The sequence below is a fragment of the Aureliella helgolandensis genome (assembly GCF_007752135.1).
GTDB lineage: Bacteria > Planctomycetota > Planctomycetia > Pirellulales > Pirellulaceae > Aureliella > Aureliella helgolandensis.
Map to the genome: position 1 here is coordinate 2591920 of NZ_CP036298.1, position 23982 is coordinate 2615901.

At 56.0% G+C, this 23982-nt stretch carries 17 protein-coding genes; 3 read left to right on the forward strand and 14 right to left on the reverse strand.

Annotation, left to right across the window (positions count from 1 at the left end):
- Positions 1-49: 49 nt before the first annotated feature.
- From Q31a_RS09210 to Q31a_RS09240, 7 genes are all read right to left on the reverse strand, one after another.
- Positions 50-1168 (reverse strand): non-reducing end alpha-L-arabinofuranosidase family hydrolase, encoded by a 1119-nt coding sequence (locus Q31a_RS09210; protein WP_145076850.1) that lies wholly within the window; start codon positions 1166-1168, stop codon positions 50-52.
- Positions 1169-1565: 397 nt separating this feature from the next.
- Entirely contained in the window at positions 1566-2987 is a 1422-nt protein-coding gene (locus Q31a_RS09215; RefSeq protein WP_391575329.1) for an arylsulfatase, read from the reverse strand.
- A gap of 243 nt (positions 2988-3230) precedes the next feature.
- Entirely contained in the window at positions 3231-3878 is a 648-nt protein-coding gene (locus Q31a_RS09220; RefSeq protein ID WP_145076854.1) for a PepSY-associated TM helix domain-containing protein, read from the reverse strand.
- Entirely contained in the window at positions 3875-5407 is a 1533-nt protein-coding gene (locus Q31a_RS09225; protein WP_145076856.1) for a DUF2271 domain-containing protein, read from the reverse strand. Before Q31a_RS09225 ends, Q31a_RS09220 begins: the two co-directional genes overlap by 4 nt.
- Before the next feature lie 130 nt (positions 5408-5537).
- Positions 5538-8507 (reverse strand): Kelch repeat-containing protein, encoded by a 2970-nt coding sequence (locus Q31a_RS09230; protein WP_145076858.1) that lies wholly within the window; start codon positions 8505-8507, stop codon positions 5538-5540.
- 88 nt (positions 8508-8595) lie between these two features.
- Positions 8596-9078, reverse strand: coding sequence for a transthyretin-like family protein (locus Q31a_RS09235; RefSeq protein WP_145076860.1), 483 nt, complete (start codon positions 9076-9078; stop codon positions 8596-8598).
- Positions 9079-9972 carry a DUF1559 domain-containing protein gene (locus Q31a_RS09240; RefSeq protein WP_145076862.1) on the reverse strand — a complete coding sequence of 298 codons (894 nt, stop codon included), beginning with the start codon at positions 9970-9972 and terminating at the stop codon, positions 9079-9081. It lies immediately after the preceding gene.
- Between the two features lie 235 nt (positions 9973-10207).
- On the opposite strand from Q31a_RS09240, the gene Q31a_RS30815 reads away from it, so the two are divergent.
- Complete coding sequence (locus tag Q31a_RS30815; RefSeq protein ID WP_145076864.1) at positions 10208-10543, forward strand: hypothetical protein; 336 nt, start codon at positions 10208-10210, stop codon at positions 10541-10543.
- Here the strand turns inward: Q31a_RS30815 and Q31a_RS09250 are convergent.
- The 6 genes from Q31a_RS09250 to Q31a_RS09275 form a co-directional block, all read right to left on the reverse strand.
- Positions 10505-11824 (reverse strand): outer membrane protein assembly factor BamB family protein, encoded by a 1320-nt coding sequence (locus tag Q31a_RS09250; RefSeq protein WP_145076866.1) that lies wholly within the window; start codon positions 11822-11824, stop codon positions 10505-10507. The two genes, Q31a_RS30815 and Q31a_RS09250, sit on opposite strands and share 39 nt — an antisense overlap.
- Positions 11825-11890: 66 nt before the next feature.
- Positions 11891-12700 carry a DUF4198 domain-containing protein gene (locus tag Q31a_RS09255; protein ID WP_145076868.1) on the reverse strand — a complete coding sequence of 270 codons (810 nt, stop codon included), beginning with the start codon at positions 12698-12700 and terminating at the stop codon, positions 11891-11893.
- Between the two features lie 182 nt (positions 12701-12882).
- Entirely contained in the window at positions 12883-13995 is a 1113-nt protein-coding gene (locus Q31a_RS09260; protein ID WP_231691128.1) for a DUF1559 domain-containing protein, read from the reverse strand.
- Between the two features lie 357 nt (positions 13996-14352).
- Complete coding sequence (locus Q31a_RS09265) at positions 14353-15099, reverse strand: hypothetical protein (protein WP_145076870.1); 747 nt, start codon at positions 15097-15099, stop codon at positions 14353-14355.
- A gap of 174 nt (positions 15100-15273) precedes the next feature.
- Positions 15274-16053: a 5'/3'-nucleotidase SurE gene (surE, locus tag Q31a_RS09270; RefSeq protein ID WP_145076872.1), complete on the reverse strand. Its 780-nt coding sequence runs from the start codon at positions 16051-16053 to the stop codon at positions 15274-15276.
- Between the two features lie 204 nt (positions 16054-16257).
- On the reverse strand, positions 16258-16461 hold the full coding sequence (locus tag Q31a_RS09275) for a hypothetical protein (protein WP_145076874.1): 204 nt from the start codon (positions 16459-16461) through the stop codon (positions 16258-16260).
- Positions 16462-16934: 473 nt separating this feature from the next.
- Between Q31a_RS09275 and Q31a_RS09280 the strand changes: the two genes are divergently transcribed.
- Positions 16935-19448 (forward strand): U32 family peptidase, encoded by a 2514-nt coding sequence (locus Q31a_RS09280; RefSeq protein WP_145076876.1) that lies wholly within the window; start codon positions 16935-16937, stop codon positions 19446-19448.
- A 186-nt stretch (positions 19449-19634) separates the two neighbouring features.
- On the opposite strand, the gene Q31a_RS09285 is transcribed toward Q31a_RS09280, so the two are convergent.
- The gene (locus Q31a_RS09285) at positions 19635-21599 is read right to left on the reverse strand and encodes a c-type cytochrome domain-containing protein (protein ID WP_145076878.1); all 1965 of its coding nucleotides are present in this window, start codon (positions 21597-21599) and stop codon (positions 19635-19637) included.
- A gap of 463 nt (positions 21600-22062) precedes the next feature.
- On the opposite strand from Q31a_RS09285, the gene Q31a_RS09290 reads away from it, so the two are divergent.
- Positions 22063-23862 carry a PVC-type heme-binding CxxCH protein gene (locus Q31a_RS09290; RefSeq protein WP_231691129.1) on the forward strand — a complete coding sequence of 600 codons (1800 nt, stop codon included), beginning with the start codon at positions 22063-22065 and terminating at the stop codon, positions 23860-23862.
- Positions 23863-23982: the final 120 nt, after the last annotated feature.

A 23982-nucleotide genomic window follows, 5' to 3' on the forward strand; every position in this document is an offset into this window, starting at 1 on the left:
AGCTGGCTAGCGGGCAATGCATCGTCGCAGCCCATGCGTTTGAGAGTGCTCAAGGTGTTGGGGTTAGAATTCCCAGCTGCCAAGGAATATCCCCGTAACTTCCCTGGCGGTAGTCCCGATTGCTGGCGCCTTGGAAGAGCAGCTCGAGTTGGGCAGGATTAATTTCAAGAAGTTGGTTGTTGCCGCTACGAAGGAATTCACCATGGCTGTACGAATTTGCCCATGAAGTGCTTTGGTTCGAAACATTAGTTGGTGACACGAAGGGCTGTTGGCCGGCTGAACTCAACTCGGTCCACTCTCCATCCAGCTTCCTCGCTACGTAGCCTCTGAAATATCGTCGTCTGTCCGCTTGCGCCTCGACGATCGTTAAGTACTGGTCCTGCCCCTTCAAGCGATAGGTATGACTCGCTTCATAGATATCCGCTTCGAATGCGATGACTGGAGCACTCCAGTCCGAAGCGGGGAAGTGTTCAAGAGGTGTTTCAGCTCGCCAAAGTTTCCCATTGAGACTTGTGAAGAAAAGGTAGGCGCGTTGTTCATCGCAGATTACCCAGTAATCAAGTCCAGCTTTGACACCCTCGGGAACAACGTACAGGGGCTGAGGTAGCGACCAATCGCTGGGACGGGTAATATCTGCGTTGGTGGAGAAGCAGGGGCCGTACTTTAATCCTCGAGTTTCGTCCTCCGCTTGATAGATCAAATACCATGTGTGGTGCGGCTCAAAATAGAAAATTTGAGGTGCACCGTGGTACCCCGGAGTCAACTCGAGGAGGGACCAGTCCGCCTTCCTCGCTTGCGCCCAGCTCTCGAACGAGAGATGGCCAACCCGAATTCGCCCATGACCCTGTTGCTGCTTTCTAAGTGTGCAGAATAGGTGCCAGCGATTCTCGTGCCGCACAATGCTGGGGTCTTTAACGGCTAACCAGGGATGAGAGGGCGAAGCAGGCAAGCGCTCAGGATCGACCGAAAGCAGTGGCGGGGAGACGCTCCACTCAAAAGGGCGATCGGTCTGCCAGGGATTGGCCACTGCCGTTTCTGGAGAAGCTGGAATTGGAGGGACTAGAATTGGAGGGACTAGAATTGGAGGGACTTGGCCGCGCGAAGGCTGAGCTCCGCACCAGGCGAAGACCAGCGCCATGGAACAGCTTAACAGGGGGGCGAGTCGCATTGGTCACACTTCAAAAGTAAATTGTAACCGTTCAGGGTTGTCTGCAACTTAAGCTCCAACCTGAAGCAACGGTTGAAGCTGTCTGGTGGATGAGGAAGGTCGCGAACGACCGACTAAATGCTTCGCAGCGGTGAGCTTGCTTAGTATTACTCCGCGCTGTTGAGTTTGGCTCGGGGCGAGTCGGGTGCAGCAGAGAATGTATGTGGCAGGAAAATGTTGGCAGGAAGATAGCCAGAGCAATTCATCTTCCTGCCCCCATCTTCCTGTCAAAAAGTCCGCCTGGATGCTTCGAAACCGTTCGCCGTTGTTGTCAACGACTTAAACTCCAACCTGAAGCAACGGTTGAAATTGTAAGTGGATAAGGAAGGTCGTGAACGGTTACAGTAAATTTACGCCACTAACGTGGTTGCCAATTGGGGTGCTCGGTGTGGGCGGATTGCATGATGGCTTCCATGCGCTGGACTATCTCGGGATGTTGTGCCGCCACATCGTGTTCTTCTCCCATATCCTGGCTCAAATCGAAGAGTTGGGTGGTGCCCGTTTTCCAAGGCATGCGAATGGCTTTCCACTGATTCGCGCGGACCGCTTGTTTCCCTTTCTGTTCATAGAATTCCCAATAGAGATATTCGTGTTCCGCTTGTTGAGCGGGTTTGCCGGTTAGCGTGGGAACCAAGCTCAGAGAGTCTAAGTCTTCCGGTGCTTGTGCCGCAGAAAGCTCTGCTGCGGTGGCCATGAAGTCACCGAAGTAGCCGATGTGATGGGAGGTGGCTCCGGCGGGAGTCGTTCCGGGCCAGCGTGCGATCAAGGGCACGCGCACACCACCTTCGTACAAATCGCGTTTCATGCCACGTAGCGGACCATTGGGATCAAAACGCTCGGTGTCATGCCCACCCTCATCGTGAGGTCCATTGTCGCTGGTAAACAGCACCAAAGTATCCTCCGCCAAATTCATTTCGTCGAGTAAGTCCAATAGTCTTCCGACATCCGCATCCATCCGCGTTATCATCGCGGCTTGCCCCTTGTCTTGGTTGCTCCAGTTCTCGCTCGCATAGGGGCCATAGTCAGGGACCTCTTGCCCGTCGCCCGTCCCACGTGTTCCTTCGTTATTCGCATGGGGGATCGTAAAAGCGAGGTAGAGGAAAAAGGGCTTGGGAGCTTGAGTGGAACTTCCGCTACGACGAATAAAGTCGAGCGCTTCCTCGGCTACCAAATCATGGCTGTAATCGACGCGGTGGGTGGCCCAACCACCGCTGAAACCACCAGAGGCACGCTGGACAGTATGGACAACGTTGTTGAGCTTCTCTTGCGTTTCGTTGCGCCACAAAAATTCTGGGAAGTAATTGTGCGCATGGACTTGATTCAGATAGCCGTACGCAAAGTCGAAACCTTGGCGACGTGGCAAGCCAGACTCGCCGCCCGGCGCCGCGTCGCCCAATCCCCACTTACCACACAGTCCAGTGGCGTAGCCAGCAGACTTGAGAACTTCGGCCACGGTCACATCTTCGTCTCGCAAGGATTGCTTGCTCATATCCGCGCCGCCTGCGTTGCCGCGGACATGCGTGTGCCCCATGTGCTGGCCGGTCATTAGCACACTGCGGGATGGGGCGCATACCGTGTTACCGGCATAGAAGTCGGTAAATCGCATCCCCTCCTCAGCCATTCTGTCGAGTCGCGGAGTTTGGAGCACTTTCTGGCCGTAGCAGCCCAGGTCTCCGTACCCCAAGTCGTCGGCCATGATGAAGATAATGTTGGGACGCGCCACATCCTGCGCGAATGCCCAAGACGGGACACAGCATAGAAGCGTTAGAGCGAGGCACATGGCAGGCAGTATTGGCGCAAAGGAGGGCATTTCTGAAGAGTTCCGTAAGGAGTTACCGGCACGTTCGAGGACTTTAGATCTATTCAATGGTGACTCAAGACATCCTAACATTCTTTCACGACCGCAAGAAAGGCCCTGCACCGAGCCTGAGCAATATTCCCTAAGCTGCTCCAAAGTCATTATCTCTCCCATCCTGCCAAAAAGGTGTCCGACACCTTTTTGGAAGGATGGGAAGACTGGGGGCTAGGGGACCCAGGCGAGCCAAGCGGCAATAAGGAGAATCGTTCCCAAGAAAGCGACCAAGAAGCCCATCGCACGGCGTTTCTTAATGAAGAACAGCAGTCCAAAGCCTGAAAGGGAGACTAAGATCATGAATATGGCGGACACATCGATCACGATCGACCAGGCGACGCCAGAGTCTCTCCCTTTGTGGAGGTCGTTCATGATGGCCATCATGCCTGTCGAGGTTACGCTTAGGGTGTATTGACCGCTTTCACGCGTGACAAAGGCATCTGCCGCGTAGCCTGGTCCCTTGAATACCAACATGCATTCGTAGGCATCGACTTCGAATTCGGCGACGCGCCCTCGCAACTGGTGTTGGCTGCGTAGCTGCTCGGCAATTTCGAGTTTGTCGACGGTGGGATTGAGCAGGTTTAACGGCAATTCGCCAGTAGCATCTCGGGTCGTTTGTTCCCCGGCTCCAAACCAAGTTGGATGGTTGAGAGTCAGGCCAGTAAATGCGAAGAACATCAAGGCAGCAAAGCTGAGCATCGAAAGATAGATGTGCAGCCAACGAAATGCCACCGCGCTCTGCGCGTACCACCCTCGCTTTCGCTTGTGAGGAGGCTTCCGCGAACCGTTGGTGAGTGTCCCCGTCTGCTCAGTGTTCATTGCACACTCACGTCTTGGGGACTAGCACTTTTGCTACCCACTGGAATGTACTGCAAACTCACATGGCTCATCTCAACATTTCCCTTCAGTTCACGCTTGTCGATCGCCTCGTTTTTCCACTCGATGGGTTCACGAATAATCTGGTAGGTACCATGTTCGCGGGCGACTTCCAAACAGAGCGTGTACTTTCCCGGTTGGAGAGGATGTCCGTTATTGTCGGTCCCGTCAAAGTGCGCGGAGTATTCACCTGGTCCGCGGGTAGCACTGGAAATGGTGCCAATTAAGTCTTCCTTCTCAATCAGCTTCCGGGTGCGATCACTGCGATACCAACGCGTTAAATCTCGGTGCCAACGGGGACCGGGTTGCTCGGTTTGCATCCACAGCAAGGCTGTTTTCACCGGAAAACCGTCGGTGTCTTCCAGCCAGATCGCCACGTATGGCCGCCGGTAACGTCCCCCCGTTGCACGCTCTAGCGTGAAGTGGACTATCAATCCCGATTGAGGTTTTTGCGTATCCTCGATGGCAATCAGTCTGTTTTGCATGGTGGCGGCGGATGAAGGCCAACCTGCTGATGCAAGGTGGCAGCCGTCTGACAGTATTAGTAGGCATTCCGTTGCATCCAGAGAGTTTACCAGCTCCAGGGAAGCCTTGGGGCTAAGAACGGAGAGGGCTGTCGCCAGTGCGTCTGCGTCCATAGCATTGGGGGCGAGCACCGTTGAACTCAGCACATTGCTGGCGGGCAGGCCGGTGCGTGGGTCGACTATGTGGGAATGTTTATGGTGATCGATTTCCACGAAACGTCGATAGCCTCCACTGGTGGCCATGGCGACGGGGTGGTCGACGGAAAACCGGTCTACCGTTTCAGCATTCTCGTGTGGATGCTGGGGGTCGGAGATTGCAATGGCCAGTGGCTCGTGCCCCAGCTTCCGTAGGTCACCTCCCAGATTGATGGTAAAGGTGCGGAGCTCTGGGAACTGCCGTTCCATCTCTCGGCAGACAGCGTCGAGCAGATAGCCCTTGGCCAATCCATCGAGGTTGATGGAGAGCGAACTGTAGCGAGTGGTGAGCCCCTCGTTCGATACGCTGTAGGGTTGAGCGGCGAACTGACGAACCAATTTGCGTCTTGCAGCGTCTGATGGAACCGTGCCTTGTCGCCACAGTTGCGTTAGATGGCCTGCTCGAACCTCAAAGGCGCCGTGAGTCGCGCTGCGCCAGTATTCCGCCCGCCGCAGAACCTCGGTCAGTTCCTGAGAGAGCCGAGTTGGGGCTGGAGTTTGCGATTGCCAGCGCATCAATTCACTGTTCGCATCCCAGCTACTAAGAATAAGTGCTAAGCGGTCGATCTCAGCGAGCGCGACTCGCTCGATGCGCTGAGCCGATTCGGCCGAATCTGCCTCGAATAGCAATTCCAATGACGTCCCCAAGACCGATTCAAAATTGCGTTGATAGGGCTTGGCGAACAGCACGCTAGGGGAAAACGCAATGCACAGCCAGGCAAGGGAGTGCATCACCAAATTTACATGGGACATCAAGAGAAATTCCTGGAATTGCTGAATTGAAAACCAATCGCGCCCTATCTGCCCAAGCGCGTCGACGTCGTCGACAGCGCTCTGGAATGTCGGTGGCGCAGGATGCGAGGCCTATTGCCAATGGTGGGGCCTAGTTGGCGGAATCGCCTGCTGAGGACTTGTTGCCATTGGAGGTTGAGGTGGCAGCGTTGTCGGCTTCGGTAGCGGCTGCTTGCGCCTCGAGTGCTGCTTGCAACTCAGCCATATTTAGGAGCGAGTCTTTGTCGGTATCAGCCCCCTCAATCAACAGGGATAAGCGATCGCCCAGTTCGTCGCGTCCGAGTTTTCCATCCTTGTTGGAATCGCGTCGCATTAATAGTTTCGAGTTGCGAACCGCTGGGCTTTCGCCCGAAGCTCGGTTGCCGAAGCCGGTGCTAACGACCAATTCCGGATCTTGCTTGGGTGCCGGATCTAGCAGTACGAAATGCGCCAAACCGGCCCGTTGGTCGTCTACTCCGTAGAACAGCAACCTCCCGTTGTAGTTCAGCATTGTCATGTTGGCAGATATACCAGTCAGTTGTTCGCTCACGATCGTCCAAGCGTTGGTATGGACGTCGTAGACTTCGAGCGATGTGGCTGGTGCGAAATGGCCATTGATTTTCGTAAAGCCGCCGTGCAGGTAGAGCTTGTCGGCTGTGGATACAAGGCTAGGAAAGACACGAGGTGTATGCGGGGCGGTGATCTGTCGCCAAGTGCGTTCGGTGAAGCTGAAAACATCGACGGTTTGCGCCAACTCGTTCCCTTCGCCGATCCCACCCACCGCAAAGAACTCGTTTCCAATCACTGCGCCACCAAACGAGCGTCGTGGTGTTGGGATGCCCGGAGCTTTCAAAGGAGCGATTGGGGATTCGTCGCCCCACCAATGTAGGATGGAATGGGCCAATCCTCGCTCGCGTCCTTGGCTTCCGCCCACTAGCCAAATCGCGTCCTCGTGAGCAATACCTTGCAGCATGGCGCGTGGTTCGGGCAACTGTTGAACGCCGGTGCTCCATGTTTTAGATTCGTGTGCGTATTCGTAAACCGACGATAGCGAACCAAAGGCATCGTCCACAAAGCCAAGCCCACCTACGAGAAGCAGTCGTTGGTGCTTGCTGGTCTGCGACTGGATTATGGCCGTCCCAGCTTGGAGAGCTTGAGGAAGCTTCGGGAGTTGCTCAACAGTTTGGCTGCCGATATCGAAGGCAAAGGCTTCATCGACCAGCGCCTCTTTGGAGAAGTCGTGGGGTGCGCGACTGGCGTTGCCACCTAGGGCATAGAGTTTGGTACCCTGCAGTACCAAGCTCTGACTCTGAACGGCTCTTCCGGGGAAGGGAATTGACCAACGCGTTTGCTTAGGAACATCGGATGTGTAGATGTCGTCGGAGCCAACGTAAACGGACTCGACCACCGCCATGCGGCCCGATCCGTCTGCGCCTGTTCCCCCAACAGCCAGCAATCGATTGGGGGTGGCGGGGAGCAATCGTAGAAACATTCTGGGGAAGAACATGCGATTGGCGACATGCCATTCTTGGTGGTCATCGCTCAATCGATAGATAATTCCCGAGCTACCCGTATAGTAGAGGTGTTTCCCTGCGGCAAAGGAAGAGGTTGCGAAGCCCGCCATGGGACTATCCGACAGCAATTCAGGGCCAGCTGACCAGGCTGCGGTGGCCGGGTCGTAAACGGAGACTTTACGTGTCATTCCTGTGGCCTGGATGCCTCCTAGCAGAAAGATTTTGTCATCATACGCAGCTAAGGAAATAGCTCGCGTTTGATAGCCTGGTCCGGGTAGCGTGTGCCAACCTGCCGCGGGGTAATCGAGGTCAAAGCGAAGCATGGTGTCATGCCAAGGAGCGTCTTGGGATGATGCGCCCTGCAGATTCCAACCGCCGGCTACATAGATAGAACGGTTTAAGACGACCGCATCCAGCGAGGAACGCGGCTCGGGCAACGGGGCTAGATCGGTCCATGTGTTGAGTTCCGCATCGTAACGAGCAAAGTGAGTGGTAGAATTGAAATTGGACTCTTCATCGGCGCCGCGATTGAGAAAGGAGAGTCCGGCAATTCGATACAAGTATTGACCGTCGCTGACGAGTGCCACGCTTTGCGCGGGGTCGTGCTGTGCCAGTTCTTCCCATTGGGCAGTGGGATCATCGAACTTAATTCGATGAAATCCTTCGGCGAGTAGATCGGCGCCAAAACCATGTGCATCGCCGCTGTGTCCGCTGAAGACGTACAGATAGTCGCCTTGTACGGCAGCACCGAAACTGGTTAAAGACTCTGGCAGGGGAGTGTGAATTCGTTCCAGACCCGTCGCGTGCTCCGGACCAGGGCCTTCACTCGCGGGGCTAGCCGGCTTGGAGGCGGAGGCTGTGGGGGCAACGAATGTAGCGGTCAAGTAATGCATGGCCGATTCGTAGGCCTGATCGTCTAGTTTGCCGGCTTCTCCGGCAATGGTGTGGCCGACCATGATTCCATTCAAGCCTTTTTCTAGATCTTGGGCGGCATAGGAGACTTTTCCACCCGCATCCGACTTGTGCGTTGGGCCTTGGTTTCCAACCTCGCTGTAGAGATTGACGTTGGCGTCGACTAGAGGTTCTCCGTCCCACAATAGGTAGACATCCAGTCCAGTCTCGGTAGCCACCAATTGGCACGACAGTTTGAGCGTCGAGTCGATGGTCTTGTAAGCATCGCGACTGGTTGGTATCGCACCACTCTGATGCAGTGTGTAGTAGTTGAGCCGCGAGCCGCGGAAGATCCCAAAGGTGACTTGAGACACCAAGGTTGCATTTGGGGGAAGTTTCTCAGCGGAAATTTTCCCCATGAAATCGTCGTTCTCGACGACCTCAAAGTTCAATGTCTGCGGCTCTCCATCGGCTTGGAGCAATTGTATGGTTGCATTTACGACCGAGTCGGGCAATTTGTAAGTTCGGTCCGATGGATCCTCGCCGAAGAAGTAGCAAGGCTGCCCTTCTGCGGTTTGCGCTAGCCAGGGGAAATGGGCTTGAGATCGGTTCGCGAGGACACCGAATGCCAGTGCGGCAACGACGATAATTTGCAAGGGTTTTATCATAATGTTCATGTTTATTGGATTCGTTAGGCAGGATGGCTTGGCGGCCCACGACGCACTTTCGTGTCGCGCGGAACCGCCTCACCAAAATGAATGGGACTCAACGAGATGTTAGTTGGAAGACCAATGGTTCCATGGGTTGTGATGTGATGGTTGCCGAAAGTCTTCCGTCGGAACGATAGACCTTGGGGATTGATGGCTTACGGTGTGCTTTGACCAGCAGCGATGGATCTGCTTGAGCCGCTTCCAATTCGGGATCATGCGGATTGATGCGGACCGAAAATTCGCCAGCAGTGGGACCGACGTTGGCAGGCAACGCGAAGCGACCGTCGACGATGTCCGCTGCAGCTGCCAGGCCAGCACCTTGGGGAGTGAAAATAATGCTGGCGCCGTTGACTGGCTTACCGTCGAGCGTGACCTGCCCCTCCACCGCATATCGTGGTAGTTCTGCGGGGGAGCAACCGGTGCAGATCGGCATGGCTAGCAGACAGGGCATCGCTGCGCAGCCAATCAACAGCCGCAGTAGCTGACCGCCGGAGCTGCAGACTTTGCGAGCAGTACTCGATGAGGATTGAATGTTCATCTACTCGTGCAACCCCGCAGTCTTGGACTCTCCTCCAGCGCGGGTGGCGGCCGCGTTGTAGACTGCGACGTCAATGCTCTGGCTCAGAAAGTGGATGCTCCCGTCACCGTAGCAAAAATTTCCGCCACCGGTGTGCATGCTTGCAAAGCCACCCATTGCGGCAGCCGTGTGCACATTGAAGGGATAGGCTGTGGTGCCTAGTGCAATCTTGGGGTACCCCACGACCCAACGAGCCGTACCGTACTTGGGGGTGCCAGCGTAGGGAGCTGGAGAGCTCGAGGGCCAGAGGTAGTCTTGGTAGTCGTAGACTGTTTCGCCAGCGAACAGCGTGTTGGACGTCCCATCGGTCAGATCGCGAAAGCTGCGATTGGGGTTGGAAAATCCATATCCGGGCCAATGGAGGCCAAACACGCCATCGCCCGTTGCCATGTAGTCGTCAGTACCTTCACAAAGCAGATAGCTCGATGGTCCCCCAGTCTCATCTGCGTCTCCCAGAGGGACCTCACGCGGTAGGCTCATCGAGGGGCAGAGGTAAGAGGCAATCTGCTGACTGGAGACCTCTTGGTTGTATGGATCGCTATACGACCGACCAAAGTCCCAGTTTTGGTAATTGTTGCCCTGTTCTAAGTAGGGCAGGATGGCGACGAGTGGACTGATGAAATTGCTCTGCCAGGAACCGACAGGAAACTTATGGTGGGTCGATTCGTAGTTGTGCAGGGCCAGCCCGATTTGCTTCATGTTGTTCGAGCACTGCAGTCGCCGGGCCGCCTCTCGAGCCGACTGGACAGCCGGTAGTAGCAGGCCAACTAGGATGCCAATGATGGCAATCACGACTAGCAATTCGACCAAAGTGAATGCGGGACGCGCAGAACGGTAGCGTAAAGAGGTACGCATGGAAATCCTCCAAGAGAGTCAGGTCAACAACAAATAGTCGTCGCGTTCCTGGCTGGCGGAGGGCTGAGCCGTCGATGGGACGGCAGGTCCTAGCTTGCTTGGTAGCTGCAACTGAGATTCAGTCTCAATAGTAGAGCCGAAACGGCGTCGCCGCACAAGCCCCAAGCGGAGAGTGTTTCATTTTGCATTCGGAAATCGCTTCACAGCGGGAAATACCGAACGGTAGAAGAAGCAAATGCAGCGATCCGATCACGCCTCAAACAAAGTGACGGCACGCGAACACCGATCTCCGGAGTGGCGACAGGTGTTGCTTCATCTGGTGATCAGCGATGCTCGTCAAGTCACACCGAGGTCCCGCGCCGAGCGGCTCGATCCGCCCGCCGCTGGGCGGCGAGAGAGCGAATACCTTCCGAGAGTCGAGAGTAGCGGTGTCTGGTCGGAATTATGCCGAATTCCGCTGGGCAGATCTTCATGGCCATCGCTGCAAGCCGCGGATTGGGTTGCCTACCAGACTGCTTTAGTGAACACAGCTTTAGTGAACACAGTAGAGACGATTGCCGATGCGAAGTAAGAGGCGGTCGTTGGCGACTGCGCAGCCATACAGCGTGGGCTTGCTGAACATGGCCGCAGATCGCCTTCGCTCCTCATTGGATTCGTCGGCAGGGGTGTTGGCCGTGGGCGGGATGTCCTCGGGGTTCCACAATTGGTTCGCTGCAAGTTCTTCGAACTCGCGACCTGCGCGAACAACCGTGGTGATCCCTTCCTTACCGAAGAAGTAGATGCGGTCATCCACTGCCAGGGGCGTTGCCCAACTCGATTGCTTAGCGCGCTTGGTATAGACCGCTTCCCCCGTCTCTACGTCAAAGCTGTAGATTACCCCTACGCGGTTGATCCAGTAGGCGATCCCTTGATGCACGATCGGCGAAGCCCAACTTGGTGTAGCATCCTCTGCAATCCACTTGCGCTCAATGGACCAACCGCCGTCCGACTGCGTGATTTGCAGGAGTGCGTTAGAGCGTTTGGCTTCTGCTGCATTCTCGCCGCCGCGACCCGGTGAGGCTGCGATCAGAAAACGTCCTTGTCCACAATCGATCGGAGTGGTGGCGGTATTACCTGCAACATCGTCAAAACTCCACAGTGTATCGCCAGTTTGAGCGTCGTAGCCGACGACCGGTCCGCTGGAACTGACCACAACGTGCGGAACCCCATTGACCGCAACAATTGCAGGAGAACTCCAGCTTTTCGCTGGCTCGCGGTCGATTTCCCAAGTGGTCGCACCGGTGGCTTTGTCGAGCGCGACGAGACAGCTTGGTCCCTCTTGTTCCAACAGCACGTACAGGTGAGTTTGGGTTTGGCAAGGAGAGGCACCAAGTCCAAACTCTGGTGTAAAGGGACCATACTCTTCACCAAGCTGACGACTCCACAGTTTTTCGCCAGTGTGGGTGTAGGCTACGCAGTCTCCGCTTTCGAACTGACAGATAATTCGCTCTGCATCCACCAAGGGGGTTGGGGCGGCGCGACTGACATACACACTACTGTCAACCGGTGAAGAGTTGGCGATTGATTTTCGCCACAGTTCGGCACCGGTGGCTAGATCGAAGCACAGCGTATGGAACGTGTCTTTCTTTGGTCCTTCCACTGAAGTTACAAATACGCGATCGCCCCACAGAACTGGGCTTGATTGCCCGTAGCCTGTTAAGCCGATCTGCCAAGCAATATGGTCGGTGGGGGACCATTCAAGTGGCAGGGATTGCGTGACATCACGCTGGGCACCTGCACCCAGGAAAGCAGGCCAAGTCGTGATTGTTTCAGGGACGACAGCCAGCAGGATCAACAGCAATGGAGAGAGCATGGAGAAGATATCCGATCGCAACAGGGGAGTTGACTATTCTATTTCGGCTTAAACGCTAGGAGCCGACTACTTGCCGAAGGCGCGTTGAGGCACCGGAAGAACCATGGTAGCCGAATAGTGGGTTTGGTCGTAGTCCGGGCCAGTTTCGTCCTGCTCAAGATGGTGTACCACGGCCAGAATTAGATTGCCTTCACTGGGGACGAATTCGACATAACCATTCGCATCGCTGGTCCGCTCGTAATCGGGATCACGTTCACTGGCTAGGGTCGTTCCACGAGGGATAAAGGCAACGCTCGCATTCGCTAATGGTTTTCCACTTCGCATGACTTGCAGTCGCAGCGGATGTCCAGCTGCCAATTCAGCCGGAGGTGTAGCCAATACCAATTCCAAGCCGAGTTGGTGGCAAGTGGAGTATTGCGTGCCCGATGCGGGAAGCTTATTCAGTGAGTCGGTTGATACAAAGTAGGTCTTACCGCTCTTAACCGCTCGCGTTGTGTGGTGCAATGTATCCAGCGTATGCAGGACTTCGTGCAAGCCAGCTTCCTGCGGTATGTACTTGGCGGTCCAATATCCTTCCTTTTCCGCGTTGCCGGTATCGGTGAGGGATGGTTTCAAGTCAATGCGTTGACCGCTGGGGCTGCTCACCTCAAGCGTGCAGGGCGCGAGCGTAATCTGGCTGGCCAGTTTAAAATCGCGATGGTTGTTGCCATGATTCCCTAGTCGTAGGTCGACGTACAGCCAATCTCCCTGACGGTGTGCCAAGGAGCCCGCTTCGACCCAGGTGTCATGAGCATGAGTTGGCTTCAATCCAGTGCATGTAGCCAGAATTAGCAGGCTGAGAGTTGTCAATTTTGCAAAGTATTTAGGATGGTTCATCTCGTGAGTCTTTTGAAAGTAATTGTGAGGTGCAGAAAGTAATTGTGAGGTGTAGAAGGTAGATGTGAGGCGTAGAAGGTAGATGTGAGGTGTAGAAGGTAGATGTGAGGTGTAGAGGCAACGACGGACAGGGAGGCGGTCCTTTTGCGGGGCATCCCAGCTTGGTCGTGCGTGATGGTCTGTTAGGGGGAAGTCACACTGGCGACCTCATTGCCGCCTCGGGTACCGACGGAGCGCCATGTGGCAAGATCAATGCTGTCGCTCACAAACTGGATGCTGCCATCACAGAGTGCCACGGTGACACCACCGGGATGATTGCTGCGCGACGCAAAGACGCCCCAACCACACGTTCCGACGTCTGGAGAATTGCTGTTCGGGGTGTGGTAGTGGGAGTAGCCGGTCCAGTACTCGCGCCCGTTGATCCAGCCAGCACCACGCTGTCCAGACCAGCCGCGGTGCAAACCACTGCCGTGCGTGTACTGTTCCAATAGAGTTGGGTCGGAGGGGAGTACATAGCCGGTCAGTCCGGGAACCGTCGGGGGCATTGAGCGATCGATAAAGGCGCAGGTGACGTTCATCATCGTGCGATGCCGCTCTTGGTCGCTGGTCGGCTCCTGAGCAGTTTGGTCTTGCTGGCCAAGTAGGGATTCCGCAAAAGCGACGGTATTGCTGAGTCCATCTGAAATGCTGCCAAATTTGACGCTTGCATTGATCCATAGGATCCCGTCTGTTGGCTTGCGAGTGTCGTAGAGTGTGCCAACTCCAGTTCCAAAATTCATGTGATAGTTGGTACCGGTGTAGTACTGAGTGGGGCCCGAGCCACTTAAGGTAACTACGGAGTAGACGCGTTCCAAGCTTTCGCTGGGGCAACTCAGCACGGGAATGGGAGTGGCGGATGCGACGTCATGTGGAGGTACCAGTTTGCCCGGGCAACAACCCACGTGGAGCGGCTGTGAAAAATCGATGAGGTCGGCCAAGTTGCCTTGCTCGAAGTAAGGCGCTAACTGAGCAAACACCGAGAAGTTACCGCTAATGCCACTACCGTTGGTGTAGTTGGCTGGCAATCTGCGATGGGCGCTTTCGTAGTTGTGGAGGGACAGGCCCAGTTGCTTGAGATTGTTCGAACAAGACATGCGACGCGCTGCTTCGCGGGCTGCTTGTACGGCCGGAAGTAGCAAGCCGACGAGTATGCCGATGATCGCAATGACCACGAGCAGCTCGACCAGGGTGAATGCGCTCCGCTTGTGGTGGCGGGAGGTGCGCAGCGGTTGAAGGTATTTAGCAAGATATTTCATGGAGGGTTTCCTAATGTGTGGGGTAGTGGCAAGTTATTGTCATGCAGGGATCGCGCGCAGAGCCCTGGAGCTCGCGCTGGCGGCAGCTGATCAATTGCTGTTCTGGGAGCGCAGTTGCTCCCGCGTCGGATTCGTCCCTAGGCACCGGTGGATTGAGCTTGCGATGCGCGGCAGCGCACTTACCGAAAACACAGCGACCTGCAAATTGTGGAGAGCGAGCCAGTGGTGAATCAGTAAGTGCGCAGCAGCGCACCGAAAACAAACACAACGGATGGTCTAGCGTCGAGACAAGCCGCTACCGTCCGGTGGACGCCCTGTTGGGCGAACGGATTGAGGAGCAGTGCAGGCTTGGGGGACTCAGGCGTTCCAGACGCGAGGCGGCGGCAGATCAGGCGCTCGAAAGAGGGTTGCTCGGCAGACATCGAACACGGTCAAGGTGTCGATCCACGGTGGCAACGGTGGTAAAGAAATGGTGGTGGATTCCAGCACGGCCCATGGTAGAAGCGTGAATTCGCTACTGCGACCTTGACACTTGAGGGCTAACCATGAAACGACGACTTTGTCCGCCGCTTCGGGAACCGTTGTCGACTCCACGGGTGACTCGTCCTGCAGTCCGCAGGTTGCTCGGTTGCAGCAGTCGCCAGTGGTGTAGGCCATGCTGGAAGTATTTGCCGGTTGGGCATCCGTCCCGCAAGCTGCTGTGACACAGTTGGGACACACGGCAGTTTCGCTACGGGTGGTTTCTCTGGATTGAACGGCTTTCTCGGAGCCGGCAGCGCAGCAACCTGTAGAACACCCGTTGGCCGTTGCTAGAGAGTTTGTCGAGCTCTCCACTTGAGGGGGCGATTCCGTGATGACGGCATACGCGGGCGGTGTCACGCCATTTTCCTGGGCCCACTGCAAACGCTCCGAGGGAGAGTAACAACAGCAGCTGGTCCAGCATTGTTCGGCAGTGACGCATCCACAAGCGCAAGATTGGCAAGGGAAGGGAACCGAGTCACCCGACAGAACTTGAACGCGAGCCAGCGGAATGGGCACCACGGACAGCAATAGAGCGATTAGCACCAGCCAAGTCGTAACTTGACGCGCTATCGAGCTGTTCAATTTGAGTGTCCGGAAAAACATTGGCATCCTAGCTTGGCCCGAAGGTAGCTAGCGTATTGGATCAAGTAAATGAACTGCGTTCCGGCTCACTCTCCACGTGCCTAACGATACTTTAAATGCTCCGTACGGCAAGTGCCGTTGTAGGTCTGCGACAATCGGCCACCAGCGACTCGGCTAGTGGGGCACCGTCAGGTCCCAGTTCTCCATGACGGCCAGAGTGGATCGATCGGTCATGTCGAAGCTTAGAGGCGTGACTGTGACGTGCCCATCGGCCAGCATGTTCAAATCGGTGGGGTGATCGGTCGGACGCGGTGGGGGATCATTGGTGGCCCAGTAGTAACTGCGACCTTTGGGGTCTTCGCGTCGAATAAAGTGCTCACCATATCGTTCGACGCCCATGGGAACGATGTGCACATCGGGGGTGCCTCCACTACAGAAGAGTTCAACGGCAGCGGTAGGAATGTTGATATTGTAAAGCTGGGGGGCAGCATCTTTGAGCCCCAAGATCTGGCGAATCAAGGGTGTTGCGATCTTGGCCGCCGACGCAAAATCTGCGTGGATATCGTACTCCAAGGAGACGGCAAAGCTGTTCAGGCGGAAGAAGGCTCCCTCGATGGCCGCCGCTACCGTTCCAGAATAAAGTACGTTGATGCCAGCATTTAGACCGCCATTGATGCCACTCACTACGGCATCGACGGGCGACTTTACCAGCTGGGAAACGCCGAGTTTGACGCAATCCGCCGGGCTTCCCTCGACAGCGATGCCATGCAACTCATCCCCCTGGAAGACTTGTTTGCAGACCAGGGGCTGTAAAAAGGTGATGGAATGTCCCACGCCACTCTGTTCCGTTGCTGGGGCAATCAAATCAACCTCCCCAAGTGACCGTAGCTCGCCGCGTAGGGCGGCTAGTCCGGGTGCGTAGATTCCATCATCGTTCGTCAACAATATTCGCACTGAGGTCTCCAGGGGGGCGTTGGGATCTTGCTTCCATGACGCATGGACAATTATAGGTAGTCCATTGCATGGCCAAGCAGGGCTCTCTCGCCAGGGAAGGGAAGCGGGCGAGTGCCAGGTTGGAATCGGAAATTATTAGGGTTGGTCGGATAAGCCGCAAGGCGTTGGGCGAGTAGTTGAGAGGAAGCTGAGTCGCCCGGACCCTTAGTAGACCGCCCCAACTCGCAGAATGGGGGCCGTTGCATGAATGCAATAGACGCACCAGGCCGCGATGGAATCAGCCGCGAGGCGCCAGCGTTCGGCTCTCTTACGGTAGCCGTGGGGAGGAAGCATCCCTCGCCGTGCCCGTAGCAGCGGACCCTGCGGCTCGTTGATGTAGGAGCGTTTGGGGGGGACTGTGGAGTTCATTGTCGCAATCGTCCCTGTAGTGGGAGTCGATTCGGCCTTGCTCTCGCGGCGAGCTGCGAGCGCCCTGCGGGGGATGATGGATAGACGAGAAGCGACAAGTCGGCCTGGAACCGGCTCTGTGTCGCCGAGCTTGCCGGGCTGTTGAAATAGTAACCCGCCGCGTGAGCAAGGGAAGATAACCTCCGCTAAAAGTCAATTAAGGGTGCTGCCTCCGCATTAAAATTCAAATTGCGATTAAATCAACAGCCCGTTGCGCTCTGTGGACGTCGGGGATCGACCTCTTAGAATCGGCAAAGTGCGTTTCAGGAGTAAGCTAGGATTAGCTATCGACTTGCGTTCATTGCAGGGGATAATTGCGTAATGTGGGGTAGGCTCGCACTTTGTGCTGAGCGGCCAGCGGACGCTGCCACTTGTTTCCCATTGCCGGGACATCCCCCGGTTCTTCACTAGAATTCCTTGCAAAGCCACTCAATATGTCACACCCCCCTGTTGAGCTGTTGGCCCCTGCTGGAAATTGGGAGTGTGCCCGGGCGGCGGTCGAGAACGGTGCTGATGCGATCTATTTCGGTCTCGACGTGGGATTCAACGCGCGTGCTCGGGCGGACAACTTTCACGTCGACGAACTTCCGTCGTTGATGGAGATGCTGCATCGGCAAGGCGTTAAAGGCTATGTAACACTAAATACGCTAGTGTTTACCGATGAGCTGCCCGCGCTGGAAGCCAATGTTCGGCAGTTGGCTGAGGCGGGAGTCGACGCGGTATTGGTGCAGGATCTGGGGGTGGCGCGATTCATTCACCGATTGTGTCCCGACTTGGCGCTACATGCCAGTACGCAAATGACACTGACCAGCGCTGATGCTATCGAACGGGTGCGCGAACTGAATATTCAACGCGCTGTGCTGGCCCGCGAGTTGTCGTTGCAGGAAATTCAGAAAATCTCGCAGGCGACGACGATGCCGCTGGAGGCCTTTGTGCACGGGGCTTTGTGCGTTGCCTACAGCGGTCAATGCTTAACCAGTGAATCGCTCGGGGGACGGAGTGCCAATCGAGGGCAATGCGCCCAGGCTTGCCGGCTTCCCTATGACATCTTCCGGGATGGTGAACCGGTCGAGCTGGGAAGTCAGAAATATCTGCTGAGTCCGCAGGATTTGGCCGCGCACGACTACGTGCCTCAATTGATCGCGGCTGGGATCTGTTCTCTCAAGATTGAAGGTCGACTGAAGACACCTGAATATGTGGCCAACGTTTGTGGACACTATCGTCAGGCCATTGATGCAGCGCTTGAGAATCAGCACCGAAAACTTTCGGTCGAACAAAAGCGTGAACTTGAGTTGAGCTTCTCACGTGGCTTTTCGCCAGGTTGGCTCGAGGGGTGTGACCACAAGCGACTCGTGCCAGGACTGACCAGCGCCAAGCAAGGTGTTTTACTGGGCACGATTACGGAGATCCGGAAGGATTCCCTGTTTGCCGATTTGGTCGCGCCGGTGGCCATTGGAGATGGAATTGTCATCGAAGGGGATCGTTTTGCCGGAACGGAGCTAGGGGGGCGTGTCTATCAAATGGCGCAAGGGGGAATGAGCGTCGATCGAGCGCAGCAGGGGGCGGTGGAACTGCGAATGCAACGAGGTTTGCTGCAGACCCAAAGCATTGAACCAGGTACACGCCTCTGGAAGACTGATGATCCACAATTGACAAAGCGTTTGCGACGCACCTATGACGGCGCCGATCCCGTGAAGCGAGTGGCGGTGCTTCTGCATGTTCAAGTGGCTGCCGGGGAACCGATTCGAATTGAGGCTCAGGTTTCTGACGGAGTTGTGATTCAGCTCACCAGCGAGCATGTTACTGAAGTGGCACGCAAACACCCCGTTACCATGGCCACGATGCAGGAGCAGTTTTCCCGATTGGGTGGAACCGTTTATCGTCTCGAAGAGTTAACGGCAGAGATCCGTGGCGAACCGATGATCCCCTTGAGCGTTATGGGGAGTCTCCGTAAGGAATTGATTGAAGCGTTGGACCAGGCTCGCGTGACGCAGCCACTGGCGTGTGCGCCAGAATCGATCACGGTCGCGATGTTGGAGCAGGTGCCGGCAGATTTGGAGGAAGATGACGAGCCAGCCGCAACCGACGCTACGCTACGCGTGCTATGTCGATCGCTGCAACAACTGGAGTTTGTGTTGGAAGCCGGCGTGAAGGAAGTGATCGCCGATTTTCACGACCTGAGGCAGTACCGAGAGGCAGTGCAGATGGCCCACACGCAAGGAGCTCGGATTGAATTAGCGAGCCTGCGGATCCATAAGCCTGGCGAGGACGGATTGTTTCGAGCACTTGAGAAGAATGCTGCGGATGGTTGGTTGGTCCGAAATCTTTCGGCATTTCAATATTGCATTGCTCATGACATTCCGCGCGCCTGCGATTTTTCCTTGAATGTCACCAATCCACTCACCGCACAGCAATTCATTGAATGGGGGGCTAGCCGAATTACAGCATCCTACGATTTGAATCGCGATCAGCTTTGCGAGCTGGCTGCCTACTTGCCTGCGCAATGGTTGGAAGTGGTGATTCACCAGCACATGCCGATGTTCCATATGGAGCACTGTGTCTTTTGCAGTGTGCTCAGCCCGGGCAAGAACAAGTCAGACTGTGGCCGCCCGTGCGATCGACACGATGTTAAGCTGAAAGACCGAGTCGGAGCCGAACATGTATTGCATGCTGATATTGGTTGCCGCAATACACTGTACAACGGAACGGCCCAGAGTGGAGCGGAGGCCGTGACGCCACTGCAGGAGTTGGGGGTGCAGCAATTCCGCATCGAACTGTTGCGCGATGCACCGCAAGAGTTCACGCAAGAATTAATTCAGCTCTACCGCGACCTCGTATTGGGTCGTGTTGAAGGTGCGGAAGTGTGGCGCAAGTTGAATGCCGATAATCGTATCGGCGTGACTCGCGGGACGCTCGAGCAGCCACGCAATCCTCTAGCGATCCTTTGAGCAGGGGCTTCGCGGAGCTTGGGCATGTTTAGTTAAGTGGCACTCACCAGGCCAGAGTTTTGCTACTTGGGTAGCCTGGCCGTTCGCGTAAGTCCGGAGATTCACCTAAGTCTGGGAGAAAGTGTCGGATAACGGTCCCCAGTGGATGCTCACCTTTTCGCTGGGCTACTAATCTTCCCTGGGCTGCTAATCGATATCTGCAGGCTCAAGTTGAAGTTGCATCACAAGCTGCCGATCCTCGGGGAGCCCCTGGGCCAGTACTTGTCCCTCGTTCCCTTCCAGGATGATCTGGTAGATCGTTGATAACTCTTGGTCAGTTAGCCAACCATTGGTGTGATAGAGGCGTGCTTCGAAGAGTTTCTCGAAGCGTGAAGCGTCCTGGGTGGACAGTAGTTGGACCATGCGTTTGCGGGCGATGTCCGCAGGCAGAGTTGGAAGGCTGTCCAGTTTGAAGGCGGTGTCGAACTGGGCGAACATGCGGTCGATATTCTTTTCCACATCGTCGCTCGGGTTACCGCGTCGCTCGGCCATTTCAATTTCGGTGTTCTTGAGCGTGCGAGTGGCACCGACGGGTTTACCTGTGGGAGTGCCATCGATTTGGAAAACTCGGAGCCGAGTTTCATTGTTGGTCAAGCGAGTTACGCGATTGACGCTGGCAGTAACCTCAAAGAGGAACAGTCCGGTTGCACCCACCTCGGCAGCTTTAGCCATCATTTCGACGTGGGAGCCGGTACCGACATAGATCAGCCCTGGCGTTATTTGTTGGTCTGGGAGCGTGGGGCCCTTTTTCCCTGGAGATCCAGCAGGGGTGCCTGCACCCATGGGGCTGCCACTTCCGTAACCTCCGCCTCCGTAGCTGCTGCCGCCGCTACTATACATCTCTTCGCTCATGCCATAGGACCCGTTCATGCCGCCGGCATTCATTCCGCCGCGAGTTGGAGTGGCTGGGGCTTTGACGACAACTTCATTGAACACCGTACCGAGGGCGCCCGAGGTCCAGCGATCGGAGAAGTCGGAAACGAGCTCCTCGCCAAACTCTCCGGTCAGTGATTCGAAGGAGCGTGCGGTGTTTCCGCCAGCTCCGCCGCCGGAGCCCGATCCACCATAGCCGCCTTCGTAGCCACCACCGCCACCTCCTCCGCTAGCTTGCTTCACGCCGATGGGTTTGACGTCCGTCAAATCGGAAGGGGCCGACAGTTCGATTCCTACCGCGAAACGCAGGGTTGTAACTGGGCGTTTGCCGGTTACATACCATCGCGCTTGTTGGAAGAGTTCTTCCGCTTGAGCATCATCTGCAGCTAGCATGTGCGCGTACGAGTAGTCGAGTCCCTTTTTCTCATGTCCGGTAGAAAAATAGAATTCGGCTAAGGTTTGGTAGTCTTGCTCGGCGCGCTCGTCCAGGGTTTGTTCCAACCAGGCGATCATTTTTTGTTGTTGATCGGGTTGCGGTCGACGCTGTACCGCGGCGGGGGGCATTGTCCCTGCCTCCAGTTGTTCGAGGACTTGTTCCCAGAGCTTCGCGTTGAGCGGATTCTCGAAATCGCCGGAAAGGCTGTCGAGCCGGATATTTCCCTCGGCTTTCTGAGGGCCATGGCAGAAGATGCAGTTCTGGCCGATCAGCTGGGTGGCGGCGTTGATGGCGAATGGTGCGCCGGCGCCCGCCCCGCCTGAACCGTACATGCCACCGCCGGAGCCATACATGGAGCTGCCAGAGCCGTAACCCGATCCGCTCCCGGAGTTGTACATCTCTTCGTTGTAGTTGTTGTAGCTTTCGTTATACATCTGCTCTTCGCTCATTGAGCTGCCGCTACCTTCATAATTTTCGTAGGACATTTGCTCTTCTGAGCTCATTCCAGCGTACATATCTTCGCTAGAACCGTACCCGCTACTGCTACCGCTACCTCCGCCAGAATTGGAGCCACTACCGTACGATCCACCTCCATAGGTTTCGCCGCCACCATAGCTGGCAGAAGACTCGGATTCGCTCTCGGATGGCGGGTTGTAATTCGCCTCCGCTGCCGTTGCTGCGGCGGCATCGTTGCTTGCGGTCGTGTTGGCAGCTTCTTCACCCCCGCCACAACCGGCCATACAGACCAAGCCAAAGAGTAGGATGCTGACGCAAGTGTTTTGAAACAAATGACGAGCGATCATAATTGGGAGAGCCTTGACTATTGCGGAGCGGTCTTTGTTCTAGCTGTTCGGAAAAGCCTTGTACGTTGCGGTGATTGCGGCAGCGTACGCCTCAACTCTTGTCCGTGTGGCAGATACGCTTGCATTATGGACGCTCCGGAGTTGAATGTCGAGCGAATCAAGTCAATAATCACCTACTCAATACTGCGAACCAAATTGGAGCGTGGCGCTTGCCTGCTGGCTCTAGATGCTCTTTTCGCAGCCTAGAGGAGGCCCTTTTCGGCAGCGGACCATTTGGCGAGCAAGATTGGGAGGTACGCTATAGCGTGATTGTGGGGGGCTCCCGATCGTGGTAGGTCTGAAAGTGCGCTCCGACTCCCTCAGCCGCTTAGCCCCCCCCGGGCCAAGCAGCTGGCCTTTATCGTTTACCCATTCATCGTTTTCCCAGAACTGAGCTATGCGTTATCTGAATAGGAAGTCTCTCTTGCAATCCCTGTTGCCCGTTGCTCTTGCGCTGTGGGGCGCGGTTCTCGGCGGAGGTTGGGGCCATGCGCAAGAGGGAAAGGTCTTGATTCCTCGGAAGCAAACTAGCCCACCAGGACCTCCACTCTCTCCCCAAGAGTCGCTGGCCAAGATGGTGGTGCCGCCTGGATTTCATGTCGAATTGGTGGCTTCGGAGCCCGCTTTACTCAACCCCGTGGCAATGGCATTCGATGAACGAGGGCGGATTTGGGTTACGGAGAGTTTTGAATATCCGCGCCACGAGCCGGGGCCCGGCCGCGACCGGATCAAGATCCTCGAAGATACCACCGGCGACGGAAAGATCGATTCGGTCAAAATTTTTGCCGATGGGCTCAATATCCCCTCGGGAATTGCGGTCGGTCATGGGGGTGTGTGGGTTGCCAACGCGCCAGACCTCCTGTTCCTGCAAGATACCGATGGAGACGATAAGGCTGATAAGCAGGAAGTCGTCGTCACCGGTTTTGGGCGGGCGGATACTCACGAATTGCCCAACAGTCTGACATGGGGACCGGACGGTTGCCTGTATGGCTTGAACGGAGTGTTTAACCCCTGTCGAGTTGAGGCTAATGGTAAGGTCCATGAGTTTACTTGTGCGATGTTCCGCATCGATCCCAAGACGCGTGAGTTTTCGTTGTTTTGCGAAGGGACGAGCAACCCTTGGGGGATTGCCTTCGATCCGTGGGGCGAGGCCTTTATCAGCGCATGTGTCATCGATCACTTGTGGCACCTGACCGAGACGGGCTACTACCACCGCCAAGGAGGTCCCTACCCACCGCATACCTGGAAGTTAGAGTCGATTGTTAAGCACAAGCACCAAATGGCGGCCTACTGCGGGATTACATACTTCGATTCACCCGCGTTTCCAGCCGAGTATCGCAATAAACTGCTGATGGGGAATATTCACGGCAATTGCTTGAACGTTGATCGCGTTGAGCAGCGTGGCGCAACTTACGCTGGATTTGGAGAGGACGATTTTCTGTCTGGCAACGACGTCTGGTTCATGCCAGTTGCCCAAAAGGTTGGCCCTGATGGCTGCCTGTACGTCCTAGATTGGTACGATCGTTATCATTGCTATCAAGACGCCAGTGCTGACCCGGAGGGGGTGGATCGCGGGCATGGCCGGCTTTACCGCGTAGTCCATACCGCGACGGGACGCCCCGCAGTTGTGTCGTTGGCGGAAGCAAGTTCCGAGGAGCTGGTGCGGCGTTTGGCCGATCCCAATATCTTTCTCCGGGAAACGGCCCAACGCCTGCTGGCCGAGCGGAACTGCGAAGGAGTCGTCGACAAGCTAGAGGCTATCGCGTTGGGGACGCAAGCTGCCCCACAGCGGTTATCCGCCGTGTGGGCCTTGCAAGCCGGTAAGCAGATTCGCTCAGCCTTCTTAGCTCAACTGCTGGAAGAGGAAGATGAGCATCTTCGAAGCTGGGGAGTGCGGATTGCTGGGGATCAGTTTGCAGGCGACTCTAAGGTGCAGCAACTGACCTTGGGTCTGCTGGAGGGGGCTTCGCCCAAAGTGCAATTGCAACTTGCGATTGCCTTGGGGAAGTACACCGGCATGGACCCCATTGCCCATTGGGTTCAATTGGCCGCAGAGTGCGGCAGCGATCCAATTATCCCCAGCATCATTTGGCAAAACCTCCATCCTAAATTGGATGGAGAGGCGGCGGCCAATCTGTTGACCGCGGTCGAGCAACTGGATTTAGAGAATGCGCCTGGGTTGGCTGAGTTGCTAACCAAAGTCGCCGAAAAACTGCAGTTCTAATTCCGGCAGCTTTCCAACCAGGCTTCAGGGATCGTTGAAAGCGTTACCCACCGCATTGCGGCTTGCTCAAGTAGTAAACCGCAACGTGAGCAAGGATGGGGACGCTACAAGGGAGTGGGA